The organism is Bacillus sp. EAC (assembly GCF_002156875.1).
In the GTDB taxonomy this organism is placed as follows: Bacteria; Bacillota; Bacilli; order Bacillales; family Bacillaceae_G; genus Gottfriedia.
The window spans coordinates 181,225-199,888 of record NZ_NCSY01000005.1 but is presented as its reverse complement, the minus strand read 5'-3'; the positions used below and the strand labels follow the sequence as shown (position 1 = coordinate 199,888).

The following is an 18,664-nucleotide window of genomic DNA, read 5'->3' as shown; positions in this document are numbered from 1 at the left end:
CTGATATTACAGAATTCCAAATGTACGGGGAAAAGCTATATCTATCTCCGATATTAGACCTTTATAACGGAGAAATTATAGCTTATAGCATTAACAAGCGTCCTGTTTTTCAATTAGTTTACAAAATGTTAAAACGGGGTTTGAGCTGCTTAAATGATGGAGAGAAGCCAATTCTTCATTCGGATCAAGGCTGGCATTATCAAATGAGACAGTACCGAGAGATACTAAAACAAAATAACATTACACAAAGTATGTCCCGTAAAGGGAATTGTTTAGATAACGCAGTTATCGAAAACTTCTTTGGCTTATTAAAATCTGAATTACTATATAATGAAGAATTTAGCAGTATGGATCAGTTTATAGAGAAATTGCATGAATATATTCACTATTACAATCATGAGCGTATTAAGATAAAACTAAAAGGATTGTCCCCTGTTCAATACAGAGTCCAATCCTCTTTAGTTGCATAAAACTATTTGTCTAACTTTTTGGGTTCACTTCAGAAAAAGGCACCTTTTTATTTATTATTTAAAAGATTGAATCGCTTTAATCAACAATGAAGCATAAACTTTAGCCCCATCAGTCTTTAAATGTACACCATCTGATGAAAAGTAAGAATTATGGTTGGCACTCGCTTTATACCAATCTACCACTTTAGTATTTGAAAATTTACTTGAAACCTCTTTTAAATTTTTATTTACTAATGATTCCCATGGTCTTGGAACACGCGTATTAATAAAAATTATTTTTCTCTGTTTACCAATCTCATTTATTAACGAAATCATCTGTTTCTTGGAAAATGCACCGTTTGTACCTAGTTCAATAATGACAGTATCACCTAATGCATTTGATTTCTTAGCTTGCTCAATAATCTTAGAGGCTTCGGTAAATTGTCTGCCAACTTTGGCATTTACGTTAATGTTAGGATAAGATTTTTTAAGATATGGTATTGCATTAATAACAACTGAGTCTCCGATTACAGTTATTTTTTTATTAGAACCTGTAGCAGTATTACTTATAGCTGGCTTTTTCTTAATTATAGGAGTTTGACCATTTTTACTTTGTTGATTTGAGACAGGTTTTTGTTTATCAAGATCAACGATTGGAGTAGTATGGGGTTTTTCCTTTATTTTCTCAACAATTTGAGAGGATTGTTTCGGTTTTGTTTGTATTGCTTCTAAGTCTGAACTAGCTTTGGCACCATTTGCACCTGGAAGTGATGGTATTCCAAAACAAGAAATGGCTAGTAATAAACTAAACGTACTAACTAAAGCAATATGCTTCATACAGATATTTTTAAATCTCCATTGTCCAGAACGAAATTCCTTCCATATAAGTCCTAATTTCCCTTTTCTAATAGGGTCCTCAATAAAATGGTAAGAAAGTGAGGCAAGAACAAATATTAATGTTAATTGGAAAATCATTCGGAGAAATGAAAAACTTCCCGTATTTATTTTTGGAGTTAATAAGACTATAACTGGAAAATGCCATAAATAAATTCCGTATGAACGCACTCCTACCCATTTTAATGGCCTCATAGCTAGGAATCTACCAACCAAACTAGCAGGGTGAGCAAGGGCAGCAATTAACATCGCAGTAGCAATAGATAATAGGAACATCCCACCTTGATAAAGGAAACTATCATATTGATTTGTTTTTCCAATCATAAATAGAAAAATGAATAGACCAGTAATCCCGACTACGTCCAACGTTATCCTTGCGCGTTTAGTGATATTGGTTGTAAGCTGTCGACTTGGCCAAATTAAAGCCAATCCAGCACCTATTAGTAATGAGAATGCTCTTGTATCTGTTCCGTAATAAACCCTACTCGGATCAGTTCCTGGATGAAATAAAGCAGCCATTAAAAGTGCAGAGAACACGGAACCAGCAATCGTAACATAGAAAAGTACACTTTTATGTTTTCCGATTCTCAGTAAAACGAACGTCAGAATCGGCCAGATAATGTAAAATTGCTCTTCTACTGCCAGGGACCAAAAATGATTAAGTAAAGAAGGTGATCCGAATGATTCAAAATAGGATAGTTGATGGAAAATATACCACCAATTACTGTAATAAAAGATGGCGGCAATCGAATCGTGTTTTAAATTTGAAACATCTGATGAATCGAAAATTGATACCGTTGCAATTAAGATTAATATTAGTGTAAACATACCAGGTAAAAGTCTTTTTGCTCTACGAATCCAAAAATCTTTTAAGTTTATTGTATTATTTGTACTCCATTCTGCAATTAGGAGGTCGGTAATTAAATAACCTGAAAGTACAAAAAAGACTGTCACACCAAGGAAACCACCAGATGCCCAAGGTAAATTTAAGTGATATGCAATTACAGCGAGAACAGCTAATGCTCTAAGACCATCTAAACCAGGCATATATCGAAATGGTTTATTCGTCTTAGACATAATCATAACCTCTTCGTTTAACTACTTCATAAATGATTTCTCTTTTAATAAAGTGCTGAATCACGCTTTTTGTAACTATTTTTCCCCTTGATTGAACAATGTGTTTCATTACCAGAAACCCCTTTCCCCTAATAAAATATATATGTAAGCCAATTCTCTATTTGTAGGCTTGTTTTTGACACGTTAAAAACAAAATCAGCTTGGAAAAGAGAGCCAAATCTCGAAGTAGAAGAGTGGCTCTATAATTTTTTGCAATTATTTAATATACTCTTTACCAACTAATATCTCTGAAATTACTTCAGTAGGTATAATAAATTCAACTACACCCATATAACCAGGGGCAACTTCGTATTTATCAAAAGAGATAACTAATTTATGATCTTTATTTATATAAAAATTTTGATTCTCACTAATACTTTCGAAAGCATCAATTCCGTAATCAAGATTTGCTTCAGGTATCCAGTAAATTTTTCCTTCATCTTGTTTCATTTGCTCGATCATTTGCTCTTTAATATTTTCATTAATTAGTTTGATGTAAGATTTATCTTTGAATAGTATTGGTAAAGATAATAAGACTTCCTTTTTCTTATCGATTGTGTCAAATTTCATCGTAGTTGAGGAAGAACCAACCGTATTTACAACATATCTTTCAATAGACAATATGTTAGCATCATCAGTTTTAACCTCATAACCACTATCGACGCCCAAGTGCGCTCCACCAGATTCTTTTTTTACTAAATCAATTTCTTTTTTAAACTCCTCATATAGCATTTGGTTTTCTTTCAAATACTTTTGATTTAGACTGTTTTCTAATTCTTTATTCTTTAGATTAGAAATCGATGGTACTTTAATATTTGCCTTATAAGTAGGTTCATTTACAGTATATTCAGTAAAAGTAAGTACATTAACTACATTTCTTAATAAAGGAACATTTGATAAAGTTTTAGCAAATGTATGGCTACTATTTATTGATAAAACAAAGATTGCTGCAGCTACAAAACCAGCTATGGACTTTAAAGGATATTTTTTTGATGTGGATCGTTTAATTGCTTTTCTTACAATGTGATCCAAATCTTCTGGAATAGGTATATCCTTGTAGTCCAATCTTAATTTTTGTAATTTTTTATCCACTCTAATTTGCCTCCTAAAAATAAGTTCATATCATTTTAATCCGGAGTAATTCTAAAGCTTTATATATTCGAGTTTTAATTGTATTTGGACTTTCTTGCAAAATATCTGCAACTTCTTCTATTTTTAAATCCTCAAAATATCGAAGAACAATCACTGTGCGATATTTAGTAGGTAAAGATTCTAACGATCTCTCTAAATCGATATTTGTATAATGGTCATCATGACCAGGAGAAAATAATTCAATGGTTTCTTCATCTACTACAGTTATTTTCTTTTGTTTCCGTAAAAAATCTAATGAAGTATTTACTACAATTCTATAAAACCAGCTTTTTAAAGATTGTTCATTTTTCAATTTATCTTTTGAGGAAAGGGCTTTTTGGATAGAATCTTGTAATATATCAACTGCATCATTGGAGTTTTTTAAATAACTATAAGCTAATCGATAAAAGTCATCTTTATTTTCAATAATAAAAGCTACAAGTTCTTTTTCTAAGTTCGATTTCCCCTTCATTCTATAGTGCTCCTTTTTTGTGATACGTATCAAGAAGGTATTACATTATAAAGACGTATACCTAACGGAAAAAGTTTGATTAAAAATAAAAAAAATTTCTGTTTAAAAATAACATTTGTTAATTAAAAAAATTTCGCTTATATAGCGGCCTAAACTAGTATAACGATGACTTAGTCAAAGGTAAACAGTGTATTGGATTTTTATTTGAAACAACATTTAGGGTAAGTAATAAATAGATTCCCACATAAGAATATTTTTACAGGAATTTCCTCATCCTAACGTTAAAAGATGAAAAGACTGAAGTACTTTTTCCTGAGGGGATTCAACGATCTTGTAAGGTTTTTTATGTTAGGACTCGTTTAAAGTTTTCAGTTCATAAAGGTGGTAGTTACATGCTGATTTTTCAACTTGCAATCATTTTACTCGCTTCAAAAATTGCAGGGGATCTTAGTGTTCGTTTAAAGCAACCTTCAGTATTAGGTAAACTTTTAATAGGAATTGTATTGGGACCAACAGTACTGGGATTAGTTACTGATACAGATATATTAAAAGAAATAAGTCAGATAGGTGTTATTTTATTAATGTTTATAGCTGGTTTAGAAACTGATTTGGATGAGTTTAAGCGAACTGGAAAGGCCTCAACTTTAGTTGGTATTGGGGGAATTATTATTCCTTTCGGATTGGGGTACTTTGCAGGTATCTATATGAATCTTACATCCATTCAGTCAAGTTTCTTAGGCTTATTATTATCAGCTACTAGCGTAAGTATTTCTGTACAAGTTTTAAAAGAAATGAATAAATTGAAATCTCGAGAAGGAGCGACAATATTAGGTGCAGCAGTAATTGATGATATTTTAGTAATACTAGCACTAGCATTTTTAATGAGTATGGCTGGAGGAGATGTGAATTTAACAAAGGTCATTTTAAAGAAAGTACTCTTTTTCGTTGGGGCAATTTTAGTTGGCTGGAAAGTTGTTCCATTCTTTCTTAAAAGATTTTCTACTTTACGTGTGACTGAGACAGTAATTTCTTCAGCGTTAATCATCTGCTTTATTTATGCTTATTTAGCAGAATATACAGGTGTAGCTGCAATTATTGGATCATATATAGCTGGTGTAGCAATTAGTGTGACAAAATTTAAACACGAGGTGTTTGAAAAAGTAGAAACGATTAGTTATTCGATCTTTGTTCCAGTATTCTTTACATCAATAGGGGTAGCAGCGCAGTTTACAGGGATATTGGAGAATATATGGCTAATCATTATTCTAAGTTTAATAGCGATCGTGTCAAAATTAATTGGCTCCTCATTTGGGGCGAAAATAGCTGGGTTCTCTTGGAGGAATTCGTTTGGAATCGGTTCAGCGATGGTTTCTAGAGGTGAGGTAGCATTAATAATTGCAGCAATAGGAATAGAAAATAATTTATTAAAACAAGATTTATTTGCGGTCATTGTCATTGTGATTTTAATTACCACGATTGTCACTCCACCAATGATGAAGTGGTTGTTTAATAAAGATTAAATGAAAATAGGCTATCTTTCGTAAGACGTGCACTCAACCCAACCTTTGACCATAAAGTAATATGGGATAAAGGGAGGGGAAGGGATGTATTCTTATCAACATCAAAATTATTATTATGATTATTATAGACAGTTAAATCCTAAATTAGAAAAGGATATTGAAACAGCAATTAACCTGAAATATAATGCGATCAATTGTTTCGCGCAATTAGCTCAACAGACTAACAATAAAACAACAAAAGCAAATATCATCGGAATTCGTGAAGATGATTCAAGACATTATGAGGCTTTTCAATCGATTTATCGACTTTTAACTGGAAGAACAATTGAGGCGAAAATCACTCAAGTTTGTCCGAAGACATTCGCTGAAGGTATTGAATTTGCTTTTATAAATGAACAAGCCGCTAGTCGTTTTTATCTACAAATAGCCGATCAAACCACAAATCAAACTGTTAAAAATGTTTTTTATCGGGCGGCTATAGAAGATGGAATTCATGCAAATTGGTTTTTATATTACATGATAAAAAATAAATAAGAATTAGTTATCGTAGTATGTACCAGCATTACTTTAATAAAGTAGTGCTTTTTTTATGAAAAGCTTGTCATACCTTTACAGGTTTAGAGATAATTGTTTTGAAGATAACAATACTTACGAATTTTTAGATTCCTGGAGGAAGACAGTATGAAGGATTATATTTTTTCACCATTTCCCAAACTATTAACCGACCGTTTGGTATTAAGACAGATGAATAGTGATGATATACATGAAATTTTTGCATTACGTTCAGATAAATTAGTTTCTGAGCTAATTAACCGACCGATAGCAAAAGATGTCAAGGAAGCCCTTGATTACATACAGATGATTAATGAAGGAATTAGTCGCAATGACTGGGTACTATGGGCAATTACGCTTCACGATTCAAACCAACTAATTGGAACAATCTGCTTATGGAATTTTTCAACTGAACTCGAAAAAGGTGAGGTAGGTTACGAGTTGTCACCGACGTTTCAAGGAAAAGGAATTATGCAAGAAGCATTAAGTGCCGTGCTGAACTATGGGTTTGAAAACTTGAAGTTACTCGCAATTGAAGGGATTGTTAGTTCTAACAATCTGAATTCAATTCGTATTCTAGAAAAAAATTATTTTAAGAACACAGGCTTCATTAAAGAGGAAGAAAACCGAACATCTTCAATAGTTTTTTCGTTGTCCAATAATTTTTATAAAAAAAACAAACTTTAATTTTAAGTTTGTTTTTTTATTATGCGAACAGTGTTCAGAAAAATCAGAAATAATATTTTGAAATTATTTTTTTCTGCTTCTAAAAAAAATATATATTGATTAAACCTAGATGCTGTAAGTGTTTACAAAACTAATAATTTATACTTCGCAGAAATTTACCTTTATTTAAAAAAATATTAATTGTTTATAACATTAGAATCAAGTTATAATTTAAACCGTTGGGGAAAATACCAATATCATAAACTAGCAAAAATGAAAGGTAAGGGTGTATATATGACATCTAATAAACATGTAAGTGTATCAAGTTCTATCAGCAAGTTTGTTGTATCAGCTTTGACATTTGCTACAATTGCAACTCCATTTGCAACAAATGTAAAAGCAGAGACAAGCACGACAGCACCAGCATCAATTGACTTACAGATTCTAGAAACAACTGATTTACATGACAACATCATGGCTTATGATTATTACAAAGATACTCCAGTACTAGATTATGGATTCTCTAAAACAGCAACATTAATTAACCAAGCTAGACAAGAAAGCGAAAATAATCTACTTTTTGACGCAGGTGATACGATTCAAGGTAATCCAATGGCTGATTATGTTGCAAAAGTACACGGTTTATCTGCTACAGAAGTACACCCAATGATTAAAGCTATGAATATTCAGAAATATGACGTAGCTACATTTGGTAATCATGAATTTAACTACGGTTTAGACTATGCAAAAAAGGTTACTGGTAAAGCAGAATTTCCTTATATTAATGCCAATATTTACAATGCAACTACTGGTAAAAATGAATTCACGCCTTACGTAATTCTTGATAAAACGTTTAAAGATAAAAACGGAAATGCTCAAAAAGTAAAAGTTGGTGTAATTGGATTTGCTCCACCTCAAATTATGGATTGGGACAAAGATAATTTAACAGGTAAAGTAACAGCAAAAGATATGGTGAAAACGGCGGAGGAATTTATTCCAAAAGTAAAAGCCGATGGAGCTGATATCGTTGTAGCACTTGTTCACTCTGGTTGTGACGTAGCTACTTCAGGTGTTGAAAATGCTGAAAATGCCGTTTATGACTTAAGTAAAGTTAAAGGAATTAATGCAATTCTTTTCGGTCATAAGCATACAAACTTCCCTGGCGCAGCTGAGTTTAATGGTAAAGAAGGAATCGATAATGTTGTTGGTACTATTAACGGTGTACCAGCAGTAGAAGCAGGATTCTGGGGTAATAATCTTGGAGTAATGAAATTATCATTAACTCCAGATGATAATGGAAAGTATACGAAAGTTGAAGCTAAAGGCACTGAGTTGCGTCCAGTATACGATGCAACTGCTAAGAAAAGCTTAGCTGAAGAAAATGCTAAAATCGTTGAAGCAGTAAAAGACTTCCATGATGGTACTTTATCATATGTACGTGGGAAAATTGGTATGACTAGTGCACCAATGTACAGCTACTTTGCTCGTGTACAAGATGACCCAACAATCCAAATCGTAAATAATGCACAAACATCATATGCTAAAGAATATATTGCGAAAAATTTACCTGCATATAAAGATGTACCAGTATTATCAGCTGCTGCACCATTTAAATCTGGCCGTGGTGGAGTAAATGATTATACAAGCATTGGAACTGGTGAACTTTCAATTAAATCAGCAAATGATTTATATTTATTCCCTAACACGTTAAAAGCAGTAGAATTAACTGGTGCAGACGTGAAAGAATGGTTAGAGATGAGTGCAGGACAATTTAAACAAATTGATCCTACTTCAAAAACTCCACAAGAGTTAGTAGATAACACATTCCCTGGATATAACTATGATGTAATTGATGGTGTTACTTATCAAGTTGATGTAACGAAGCCAGCAAAATACAAAGCAAACGGTGATGTTCTAAATGCAGACTCAAGCCGTATTCTAAATTTAGAATTCAATGGTCAACCAATTAAAGAAGATCAAAAGTTTGTTGTTGTTACAAATAACTACCGTGCAAGTGGTGGTGGTAACTTCCCAGGATTAAAAGGCGGAAAAGCAAAAGTTGTTATTGATACAATCGATGAAAATCGTACAGTATTAATGAACTATATTCAGGCTCAAGGTGTTGTAAATCCTTCTGCTGATAAAAACTGGATGATTGCTCCAATCGCTGGTAATCCTGAAGTAACTTTCAAATCTTCAATTGATGCGAAAAATGTTTTATCAGATTCTCCACACATTACATCAAAAGGTGAAGCATCTGAATTAGGTGTAACATGGGGATTATATTCATACAATACGAATCTAACAGTTGACCAATTTAGTGATACTTCAACTTCAATTTCAGGTAAAACACTTGCGAATGCAAATGTTACTGTTAAAGTTGGAGAAACTACTATTGGATCAGGTAAAGCAGATGCAAAAGGTTCATATAAAATTGATATAGCTAAACAAAAAGCTGGATCTACAGTAGTTGTTACTGCTACTGAAGGTGATACAACTACATCAGTAAGTGCAGTAGTAATGGACCGTACAGCTCCAGTTGCTCCTGTAGTAAATCAAGTTAGCAACATCGATACAACAATTTCTGGTACTGCTGAAGCAAATGCTAAAATTGATGTATTAAAGGGATCTACTAAGTTAGTAAACGGAACTGTAAATGCTGAAGGAAAATTCTCATTAACAATTGCAAAACAAAAAGCAGGAACTGTTTTAACAGTTATCATTACAGACGCTGCTGGTAATGTTAGCGAATCTAAGACGGTAAATGTATCAGATAAATTAGCACCAGTTAGCCCAATTGTTAACTCTGTAAATTCAAAATCTACTAGTATCACAGGTACAACTGAGAAATACGCAACTATTACTGTAAAAGCAGGTAAAACTGTTATCGGAACTGGAAAAGCGTACTCAACTGGTAAATTTACTATTAAAATAAAAGCTCAACGTCCAGGTGTGGTATTAACAGTTACATCAAAAGATGTTTCTGGAAACACTAGCCAAGGAACAATTGTTGTTGTAAAAGATGCAACACCACCAGCAACTCCAGTTATTATTGGAAATATTACTAGCAAATCAACTGTGATTTCTGGTAAAGGGGAAGCAGGCACAATCGTAACTGTAAAAGTTAAATCGAAAGTGATTGGAACTTCTAAAGTTACAACTAAAGGGACTTTCCAAGTGAAAATTCCTAAACAAAAGCATGGAGTAACTGTAGTTGTTTATTTAACAGATGCAGCGAAAAATGTAAGTAAAGGTGCAAGTAAAGTAGTTAAATAATAAAAAAGAGCCGAATCATTTATCGAACTGATAATGATTCGGTTCTTTTTTTATTTAAAGGCTGTTTTCGTAAATTTTGTTACGATTAAACATGGAGTTTTCTAGATTTCCACTTCAGGATGCTCGCTTTCCGTGGGGCAGGCGCTGAGCCTCCTCAGCGTATACACGCCTGCGGGGTCTCACCTGTCTCGCAACTCCCACAGGAGTCGAGCAACCTTACGCTCTAATTAACTTCCTATATTTATCGATTATCCTCTTTAGATCATCTGACTATAAAAACAAATTTTAAAAGTATTTCTCTACTTAAAGGCTGTTTTCGTAAATTTTGTTAGGATTAAACATGGAGTTTTCTAGATTTCCACTACAGGATGCTCGCTTTCCGTGGGGCGGGCGCTGAGCCTCCTCGGCGCATACACGCCTGCGGGGTCTCACCTGACCCGCAACGCCCATCGGAGTCGAGCACCTTACGCTCCAATCCAATTGAAAGTGAAATGGGGATAATAATTCCTGATAATAAATATCCCTTTTTCGTACTGTTCCTCTGCTTCTAATTCACTCCAATAATCTACCTGATATTGTCCAGTATGAGATTAAATAAAGGTTTCAATACACGTTAGCGAATGTGAAAATAAAAAATCAGTAGTCACTGTTGATAGTGACTACTGATTAATTTAAACTTACAATTTTTAAATTCTTTGAATGAAGATATTCAATGATTTTAGGTAAAGCTTCTAAGGAAGCTTTTGATTCATGAAGTAGGATAATACACCCTGATTCTGTATTGTTCTTAACGTATTTTATGATTTCGTTTGAGTTACGATTTTTCCAATCTTCAGTATCTTTATTCCATAAAACCATCTTATAGCTATGCTTTTCCATTAAGTTGATCGTTGCTTTATTTTTTGCACCATATGGTGGTCTAAATAACACGACCTTTTGATGGGTAATACCCTGGATTAATTTATTTGTTTGAATCATATCTGATTCTTGTTGTTTAGATGAAAGTTTTGTATAGTCACTGTGATGTAGTGAATGGTTTCCTACTGAAAACCCATTCGAAAAAGCGTATTTCACATAAGAAGGATACTTTTTTACATTTTGCCCGATATAGAAAAATGTTCCGCCAGTCTTATATTTTTTCAATAGATTAACAATCTTTGGAGAGTATTTTGATGGTCCATCATCAAAAGTAAGGGCCACACTACCTTTAGGGATACTGTAGTTTACTACATTGTTTAGCTTAATACTCGGTAAATTTGGTTGGATTGTAATCTGCATATTTTTAGGCTTATCAGATTTCTGAATCCCTTTATTATTACTCTTTAAATCTATTGAATCATCAAGCTTTTGAATTTCTTCATCTTTTATTTTCACATTGACTGCTTTTGAAATACTTTCAGCTTTTACAGGAGTTTTTTCACAAATAAAGGTTTTGTTTATGCAAGAGTGACTGATATATCCTATTAAAACAGTAGAAACAATACTAATTAATGCGACAGCAACCCAACCATACATTGCATAAAAGCTTTTAGTGTTAACTCTTTTTACAACTTTGTCAGTGCCTATACTTGTTAAATATGGTAAGTCTACGATTGTTTTTAAGTCATTTATATTTTTAATTGAATGTAGCCCTAAATGATATTCTTCAGAGCATGTAAAATTAATTTTTTCGCTTTGGTCTCTATAAGTTTTTGTTATAAAGCTAGAGTATTGATTTTTAGAAGGATCCCAAGAACTATGTAAGGAGAGTCGGTATTTATAGTTTTCTCCAAATATAAGTTTAGATTCTAATAAATCGGCGGTATCGTTGTCAATTTCCCAAAGAAGTTTAATTTCATTATTAAATACTAATCTTATATGTAAAAAAGATTTATCAAATTTTCGATCTATTGATAATAGTTCAATTAGTTTTCCATGGTAAATTGACATGTTTGCCCCCTATCCTTAATAGTGAAAAAATGGCTATGATTCTATTACTCTGGAACAGTAGTAGAAGAAGCATTTTTTGCAGAGAATGAGAAAGACATACGTTCAGTAAAATCATTTATCGTTTGCATTAACTCATTCTTTTCAGCAGAAATTTTTTGATATTGCTCTACGTATTTTTGATTTTCTATTTCTAAATCCCTTATTTTTTCTTCAAGGTCTTTAATCTTTAACATACTTTGGTATTGAGTTTTAGTTGAGATGTCATTCAACTTATTATACTTTTGGATTTCTTTTTCAAGCTGGTTCGTAATTTTTTCAAATTCAGTATTAGAATTATTTTGGTAATCCTTATAATCTTCAATTAGTTGATCATAGCTCATCTGTTTCTTAGTCAGCTTACCTTCAATTACGCTTATCTCTTTATTTTTTTCTTGGATAATTTGATCCTTTTTCATTTGATCATGCTTTAAACGACTAATCATTTCATTTGCAGTGTATAACTGGTCATCTAAATCCTTATTTTTATAGAGAATTAATTGGCGATCGTTGAGCATATTCTCTAAAGAAATGATTAAATCAAGCGATACTTTATCTTGATTATCCTTCGAAAATAATTGTTTCTGATTTGAAGTATCGATAGAAACTGATTCTTCTATAAAATTAACCGTTTCATCTACTACTTCGGTTGAAAATTGTTGTTCTTTAATAGTTGTTTCGAATTGGTTTTGTTTAGATAAAACTCCCTTTAACCAATCAATCGATTTGTTTTTTGTGTCTTTAGTCATGCTTCTCTCTCCTACAAATTTAATGATTGAAATACACTTGATAACAAACAAAATATTGGCAAAATTACCCTAAAACAGTAGGTATTTCCTATATATTAAAAATATGTCGAAAATTCTATTATTATCTATTTTTAATTGTAAAGTTATGTAGAGAATTGTCAATTAAATGAAAAGAAAATAGTACTTATGTAGGTGAAACGAAAAGCTCGATAGTATAGAAAGGACTATATCTATCTATCGTTCATGAGGAATAAATGAGTAATTGGATTCTTAGTAAAAAAGTAAACTATTTTTATGAATCTATTTAATTAATCATAATTATCTTATTGTTATAAACAATTATTTTTGATATGTTTAAGAAAAGTGTCAAAATTTGGAGGGTAAAGGGGACTACCTAAAATTTAGGAGAAACAAATGAATAATAAAGATGACATATTTAAATATAAATTATATTCGATAATAGGTCTTTTAGTAACGTTCGAATTATTAGCTTCTATCTTATTTCTACATAATAGTTTAATTCATGCTGTAATGTATACAGCCTTCACCTTGGTCATTATACTCCTAGTCGTTTTAATTATTAACTACACTAATAAAAGTTCAAACGAAAATCAAATAGATCGTCAAAGACTGGATCATATTTTTGATACTCTTGATGTAGCAATATGGTCACATGATTTGAGAACGAATAAAATATTAATTACACCAGGAATTGAAAATCTGTATGGGTTTTCTTTAGATAAGTTTTATCAAGATGCAACTCTCTGGAAACAAGTGATTCACCCAGAAGATTTACATGTTTTAAAAGAGCGAGAAAAAATGCTTTCATTAGGAAAAGCAGTTACAAGTATCTACCGTATTATTCGAAGTGATGGAGAAATACGATGGATACAAGATCGAGGAATTCCAACTGTAGACGAAAAAGGGAAATTAATAGATTTTTGTAGTGTGCTTTTTGATATTACCAATCGTAAAGAAAGTGAAGATCGCTATCGAACACTGGTAGAAATGTCCCCAGACATCATTGCCGTTTATAGTAGAGGTCGAATTGATTATATTAATGAGGCTGGGTGTAAGCTTTATGGTGCATCAAGTCATAAAGACTTAATTGGTAAACCCCCATCAATTCTTATCCATCCAACTATTTTAAGAAAAATAAAAGATAGTGAACTTATTATTGATGACTCTAAATTAAAAATGAGTTTTGAGTTCCAAGCGACTAAATTAGATGGTGAAAGTATTGAAGTTGAAATGACGACAATGCCAATTTTTTATGAGGGTAGAGCAGCGACACAAATCGTAGGTAGGGATATTTCTGATCGGAAGAAAGCGGAAGAAACGATTCACCATATGGCATATTATGATGTCTTAACTGGGCTTCCAAATCGAAATATGTTTAGAAAGCATTTAAACGATGTGTTGATTAGATGGAATAAACAAAATCACGCTATTTTGTTTTTAGATTTAGATCGTTTTAAAATTATCAATGATACAAAAGGCCATTCGGTCGGAGATCAGCTTTTACAAATAGTAGCAAATAGATTAAAATCTGCAATCAATATTGAAGGAATGGTTTCTAGACAAGGTGGCGATGAGTTTATTATTTTACTTGAAGAAATCAATACTGAAATAGTAAAAGAAATCGCGCAATCAATTTTAAAGGCATTTGCTACTCCATTTGAAGTAAACAAACTAGAATTTTTCGTTTCGCCGAGTATTGGAATCAGTATGTATCCCGCCGATGGGCAGGATGAAGAAACATTAATAAAAAATGCCGATACAGCAATGTACTTAGCAAAAGAACGCGGCAAAAATAACTTTCAATTTTATTCTTCAAAATTAGCTGAACTTACAATACGTAAAATGGATATTGAAAAATGGTTAAGAAAAGCACTTGAGAATGAAGAGTTAACACTTAACTATCAGCCGCAAATTGAATTAGAAACAAATAAAATTATTGGTGTCGAAGCGCTTATACGCTGGAATCATCCAGAAAATGGAATTATTTCACCTGCAGACTTTATTCCCCTAGCAGAAGAAACTGGATTGATTGTTCCTATGGGGAAATGGATTTTAAGAGAAGCGTGTATTCAAAATAAAAGATGGCAAGATTTAGGATTTAAACCAATTCCCATTGCAGTAAATATTTCTGTTCGTCAGATTCAAGACGATGATTTTGTAGATTCTGTTCTAACTATTTTAGAAGAAGTGGGACTAAATCCTTCTTATCTTGAACTAGAAATTACCGAAAGTATCATGCAAGACATAAATAAATCAACGATAGTACTTAATCGATTGAAAGAAATAGGGGTAAAAATTTCAATCGATGACTTTGGAACTGGTTATTCATCATTAAGCTATTTAAAGCATCTACCAATCGATAGTATAAAAATAGATAAATCATTCGTTGACGATATTATTAACCATGTAAACCAAGGAGAAATGGTCAAAACGATCATTAATATGGGGCATAATTTGAATTTTAAAGTTATTGCAGAGGGAATTGAAGAAATAGAACAAGTTGAATTCCTAAAGCGAAATGCATGTAAAATTGGTCAAGGATATATTTATAGTAGACCACTACCTGTTGATCAAGTAGAGGAACTAATTTCAAAAGGATATATTGAAAAAGGCATCTTATCCTTATAAGATGCCACAGACTGTTGATAAACGCTCGCTTTCTTCATTGCTTCGCCTTCTTACGGTGCTCATTACCGTCAATGGTAACTCCGCTCCTCACCAGGCTTCGCGTCTCGAAAGACAAGCGTTTTCAATCAGTCTGAATGTTATATTTTTGAAACTTTGTATAAACAAAAAAGCATCTTATCTTTATAAGATGCTTTTTTGTGTTTTTTGGATTTGTTAACCAAGATATTTGATTACTGACAGATGTATTTTCGTAAGTTACATCTTTTCTTTTGATTGCCTAAACTCAATTTTGTAGAAAGATCATTTTATCTGATTATTTCGTTCGTTGACAATTTACAAACAATATCATAGAATGTTTATTAAATTACAAACAAAATAACAAAATGTTTATTATATAACAAACGATGGAAGGGTGTGTTTGGTTGCATGGAGCATTTAGAAGCTTTTTGGGATGCAAACTTAGAAGAACTAAAACAAGGTTATATTGAAGAAAAAGATCATTACATGTGTTTACTATGTAATAAGAAAATAGAAAAAGGAATCATTTATCAAGAAGAAGGTATGTTATTTGAAGCTGAAAAATATATGACTATTCATATAGAAAGTATTCATCAATCTGTCTTTGATTATTTAGTTCAGCTTGATAAAAAATTAACAGGTTTAACTGAGCATCAAAATAATCTTTTACGTCTTTTCTATCAAGGAAAAAGTGATGCAGATATTCAGAAAGAAGCTGGGATAGGAAGTGCCTCAACAATTCGAAACCATCGTTTTGTTTTAAAAGAAAAAGAAAGGCAAGCTAAACTCTTTTTGACAATGATGGAGCTATTAAAGGAAAAGGATCAACATGCACCTAAGTTTTTACCTCTTCATAAGAACGCAAAAATGGTTGATGAGCGTTATAACATTACAGAAGAGGAAAGAACAAAAAGTATTAAAAAATATTTTCCAGAAGGAATAGAGGGTCCGTTAGCAAAATTTCCTTTAAAAGAAAAGCAAAAACTGGTTGTTTTAAGAGAAATTATAAAACGATTTACACTGAATAAGACTTATACAGAAAAAGAAGTGAATGAATTACTAACAGCTGTTTACTCTGATTACGTTATTTTAAGAAGATACCTAATTGAGTACGGTTTTATTGACCGAAAACCTGATGGTAGTCAGTATTGGGTAAAAGAATGATAAGAAAGAGGATGAAATCTCATGAATCGAAAAAAAGAATTGAAATTACAATATATGGAAACGAAGAAGCAAGCTGGCGTTTATCAAATTAAGAACACAATAAATCAAAAAGTATTTATAGGTAGTACGATGAATTTTAAGACTTTAAATGGAAAAAAATTCGAATTGGAAATGGGAACAAGTACGAATAAAGTGCTTCAAGACGAGTGGAATGAATTCGGAAAGGAAGCATTTATAATTGAAGAATTAGAGACTTTAAAAATAGATAGCGAAAAACTCGTGAATGAAAAAGCTGAATTAAAAAAACTTGAGGAAAAGTGGTTAAATCAACTCCAACCCTTCGGAGATAAGGGATATAACTCGGTAAAATCTAGATAGAAAGGAATTTCAGATTGTGATTCCAACTGAAGATTTAAAAACAGAAGAAATGAAATCCTTAGTAAAAGCAAAGAAGGGACTTACTTTATTACGCCCAATGGTGCTATTTCTTATTCCACTTCTTTTAAGTAATATTTTGCAATCAATTGGCCAGGTTTTCGGTATGTTCGTTGTTGGACATTGGCTAGGAGAAGATTCATTGGCTGCTCTCTCAGCTTTTTTCCCATTATTTTTTTTACTAATTTCATTTGCAATTGGAATTGGCTCAGGTAGTTCAATCTTAATAGGTCAAGCATATGGAGCCAAACTAGAAGATCGATTAAAGATGATTGTAAGTACAACTCTTTCCTTTACACTATTACTAAGTATTGGAATTGCGATTATTGGAATTATTTATTGTGAAGATTTATTGAGATTAATAGGTACACCAGTAAATATACTGGATGTAAGTGTGCGATATGCTAGGATTTTATTTTGGTCGATACCAGTACTCTTTCTTTATTCAGTTTACACAACTTTAATGAGAGGGACAGGTGATTCCAAGACACCATTTTATTTTCTCATATTAAGTACAATTTTAAATGTGGTGTTATTACCAATCTTAGTATTTGGTTGGTTTGGTGTTGCTAAGTTAGGAATATATGGAGCTGCGTATTCTTCGTTAGTTTCAACAATACTCACGTTTATCACTCTACTAATCTATTTACACAAAGTAAAACATCCGCTTCGGTTAGAAACAAAAATTAGTAAGTTAACATGGTTTGATGGCGAGATCCTTAAAATGTTATTAAAACTTGGGATACCAACAAGTATAAATATGATTTTTCTATCATTATCGGAAATTGCTGTTATTTCGTTTGTAAACAAATACGGTTCTGAGGCAACTGCGTCTTATGGTGTTGTTAATCAACTTCTAAGCTATGTTCAAATGCCAGCTCTTTGTATAAGTATAACTGTATCGATATTCGCTGCTCAGTCAATTGGAGCAAAACAATATGAACGATTAAATCAGGTCATTCGAATTGGAATATTACTTAATTATGTAATTGTCGGTGGCATAATCGTATTAACGTATGTTTTCTCAAAGCCTATTCTTACACTATTTTTAACAAGCCAAAATACAATTACAATTGCAAATAGCTTATTAATGATTACTTTATGGAGTTATTTACTATTAGGGCATACATTCATTCTATCTTCGACAATGAGAGCAAGTGGTACTGTACTTTTGCCAACTATAATCAGTATTTTAAGCATTTGGTGTATAGAAGTGCCAGTAGCGTATATTCTTTCTCACTCTACTAGCTTAGGGTTAAAAGGAATCTGGTTAGGATATCCAGCCGCTTTTTTAATTGGCCTTGGACTACAGTATTTGTATTATCGTTTATCGTGGAAAACGAAACGAATAGAGCGTCTTGTATCATAATTAGTAGTTTAATTGAATACGCTTAGAAATAGTGAAAGCTAATCTTAATGGATTGGCTTTTTTTTAGTTTGCTCGTGACTAAAGAAAGGAGAGGAACGAAATGATTTCTCGTATACCTTTAAGTGAAAAAGTCCATACTTTTATAGATGTAAAGAATTAAAATAAACGTTTGTTTAAGTTGAAAAAGTGAACTGTGATGCTGACTTTGATAAATAATTTTAGAAGTAAATAGAAAATTT

At 32.1% G+C, this 18,664-nt stretch carries 14 protein-coding genes; 9 read left to right on the top strand and 5 right to left on the bottom strand.

Going from position 1 to position 18,664, the window contains the following annotated elements; translation table 11 throughout:
* On the top strand, positions 1-470 hold a 470-nt coding region (locus tag B7R65_RS11145; protein ID WP_142288239.1), incomplete at its 5' end, for an IS3 family transposase.
* A gap of 54 nt (positions 471-524) precedes the next feature.
* Here B7R65_RS11145 and B7R65_RS11140 read toward each other — a convergent pair.
* The 3 genes from B7R65_RS11140 to B7R65_RS11130 all read right to left on the bottom strand — a co-directional run bounded on the left by B7R65_RS11140 (position 525) and on the right by B7R65_RS11130 (position 4,062).
* Positions 525-2,420: an acyltransferase family protein gene (locus B7R65_RS11140; RefSeq protein WP_088042856.1), complete on the bottom strand. Its 1,896-nt coding sequence runs from the start codon at positions 2,418-2,420 to the stop codon at positions 525-527.
* Positions 2,421-2,675: 255 nt separating this feature from the next.
* Positions 2,676-3,551 (bottom strand): anti-sigma-V factor RsiV, encoded by an 876-nt coding sequence (gene rsiV / locus B7R65_RS11135; RefSeq protein WP_088042855.1) that lies wholly within the window; start codon positions 3,549-3,551, stop codon positions 2,676-2,678.
* Positions 3,552-3,576: 25 nt separating this feature from the next.
* Positions 3,577-4,062, bottom strand: a complete 486-nt coding sequence (locus B7R65_RS11130) for an RNA polymerase sigma factor SigV (RefSeq protein WP_088042854.1) — start codon at positions 4,060-4,062, stop codon at positions 3,577-3,579.
* 392 nt (positions 4,063-4,454) lie between these two features.
* On the opposite strand from B7R65_RS11130, the gene B7R65_RS11125 reads away from it, so the two are divergent.
* The 4 genes from B7R65_RS11125 to B7R65_RS11110 all read left to right on the top strand — a co-directional run bounded on the left by B7R65_RS11125 (position 4,455) and on the right by B7R65_RS11110 (position 10,076).
* Positions 4,455-5,582, top strand: a complete 1,128-nt coding sequence (locus B7R65_RS11125; RefSeq protein WP_088042853.1) for a cation:proton antiporter — start codon at positions 4,455-4,457, stop codon at positions 5,580-5,582.
* Between the two features lie 84 nt (positions 5,583-5,666).
* Positions 5,667-6,116 carry a ferritin family protein gene (locus tag B7R65_RS11120; protein WP_088042852.1) on the top strand — a complete coding sequence of 150 codons (450 nt, stop codon included), beginning with the start codon at positions 5,667-5,669 and terminating at the stop codon, positions 6,114-6,116.
* A gap of 147 nt (positions 6,117-6,263) precedes the next feature.
* On the top strand, positions 6,264-6,821 hold the full coding sequence (locus B7R65_RS11115) for a GNAT family N-acetyltransferase (RefSeq protein ID WP_088042851.1): 558 nt from the start codon (positions 6,264-6,266) through the stop codon (positions 6,819-6,821).
* A 273-nt stretch (positions 6,822-7,094) separates the two neighbouring features.
* Positions 7,095-10,076 carry a bifunctional 2',3'-cyclic-nucleotide 2'-phosphodiesterase/3'-nucleotidase gene (locus B7R65_RS11110; RefSeq protein WP_179194840.1) on the top strand — a complete coding sequence of 994 codons (2,982 nt, stop codon included), beginning with the start codon at positions 7,095-7,097 and terminating at the stop codon, positions 10,074-10,076.
* 666 nt (positions 10,077-10,742) lie between these two features.
* Here B7R65_RS11110 and B7R65_RS11105 read toward each other — a convergent pair.
* Positions 10,743-12,005: a polysaccharide deacetylase family protein gene (locus B7R65_RS11105; RefSeq protein WP_088042849.1), complete on the bottom strand. Its 1,263-nt coding sequence runs from the start codon at positions 12,003-12,005 to the stop codon at positions 10,743-10,745.
* Positions 12,006-12,049: 44 nt separating this feature from the next.
* Complete coding sequence (locus B7R65_RS11100) at positions 12,050-12,790, bottom strand: hypothetical protein (RefSeq protein ID WP_088042848.1); 741 nt, start codon at positions 12,788-12,790, stop codon at positions 12,050-12,052.
* Between the two features lie 414 nt (positions 12,791-13,204).
* Between B7R65_RS11100 and B7R65_RS11095 the strand changes: the two genes are divergently transcribed.
* The 4 genes from B7R65_RS11095 to B7R65_RS11080 all read left to right on the top strand — a co-directional run bounded on the left by B7R65_RS11095 (position 13,205) and on the right by B7R65_RS11080 (position 18,425).
* Positions 13,205-15,439 carry a sensor domain-containing protein gene (locus B7R65_RS11095; protein WP_088042847.1) on the top strand — a complete coding sequence of 745 codons (2,235 nt, stop codon included), beginning with the start codon at positions 13,205-13,207 and terminating at the stop codon, positions 15,437-15,439.
* 426 nt (positions 15,440-15,865) lie between these two features.
* Complete coding sequence (locus B7R65_RS11090; protein WP_088042846.1) at positions 15,866-16,621, top strand: DUF2087 domain-containing protein; 756 nt, start codon at positions 15,866-15,868, stop codon at positions 16,619-16,621.
* A gap of 21 nt (positions 16,622-16,642) precedes the next feature.
* Positions 16,643-16,999, top strand: a complete 357-nt coding sequence (locus B7R65_RS11085) for a GIY-YIG nuclease family protein (protein WP_088042845.1) — start codon at positions 16,643-16,645, stop codon at positions 16,997-16,999.
* 49 nt (positions 17,000-17,048) lie between these two features.
* The gene (locus B7R65_RS11080) at positions 17,049-18,425 is read left to right on the top strand and encodes an MATE family efflux transporter (protein ID WP_218780420.1); all 1,377 of its coding nucleotides are present in this window, start codon (positions 17,049-17,051) and stop codon (positions 18,423-18,425) included.
* Positions 18,426-18,664: the final 239 nt, after the last annotated feature.

Coding starts and splice junctions, on each gene's coding strand:
- B7R65_RS11095 (WP_088042847.1), top strand. CDS start 13,205: ATGAATAATAAAGATGACATATTTAAATATAAATTATATTCGATAATA.
- B7R65_RS11125 (WP_088042853.1), top strand. CDS start 4,455: ATGCTGATTTTTCAACTTGCAATCATTTTACTCGCTTCAAAAATTGCA.
- B7R65_RS11140 (WP_088042856.1), bottom strand. CDS start 2,420: ATGTCTAAGACGAATAAACCATTTCGATATATGCCTGGTTTAGATGGT.
- B7R65_RS11105 (WP_088042849.1), bottom strand. CDS start 12,005: ATGTCAATTTACCATGGAAAACTAATTGAACTATTATCAATAGATCGA.
- B7R65_RS11110 (WP_179194840.1), top strand. CDS start 7,095: ATGACATCTAATAAACATGTAAGTGTATCAAGTTCTATCAGCAAGTTT.
- B7R65_RS11120 (WP_088042852.1), top strand. CDS start 5,667: ATGTATTCTTATCAACATCAAAATTATTATTATGATTATTATAGACAG.
- B7R65_RS11085 (WP_088042845.1), top strand. CDS start 16,643: ATGAATCGAAAAAAAGAATTGAAATTACAATATATGGAAACGAAGAAG.
- B7R65_RS11090 (WP_088042846.1), top strand. CDS start 15,866: ATGGAGCATTTAGAAGCTTTTTGGGATGCAAACTTAGAAGAACTAAAA.
- B7R65_RS11115 (WP_088042851.1), top strand. CDS start 6,264: ATGAAGGATTATATTTTTTCACCATTTCCCAAACTATTAACCGACCGT.
- B7R65_RS11130 (WP_088042854.1), bottom strand. CDS start 4,062: ATGAAGGGGAAATCGAACTTAGAAAAAGAACTTGTAGCTTTTATTATT.
- B7R65_RS11080 (WP_218780420.1), top strand. CDS start 17,049: ATGAAATCCTTAGTAAAAGCAAAGAAGGGACTTACTTTATTACGCCCA.
- B7R65_RS11100 (WP_088042848.1), bottom strand. CDS start 12,790: ATGACTAAAGACACAAAAAACAAATCGATTGATTGGTTAAAGGGAGTT.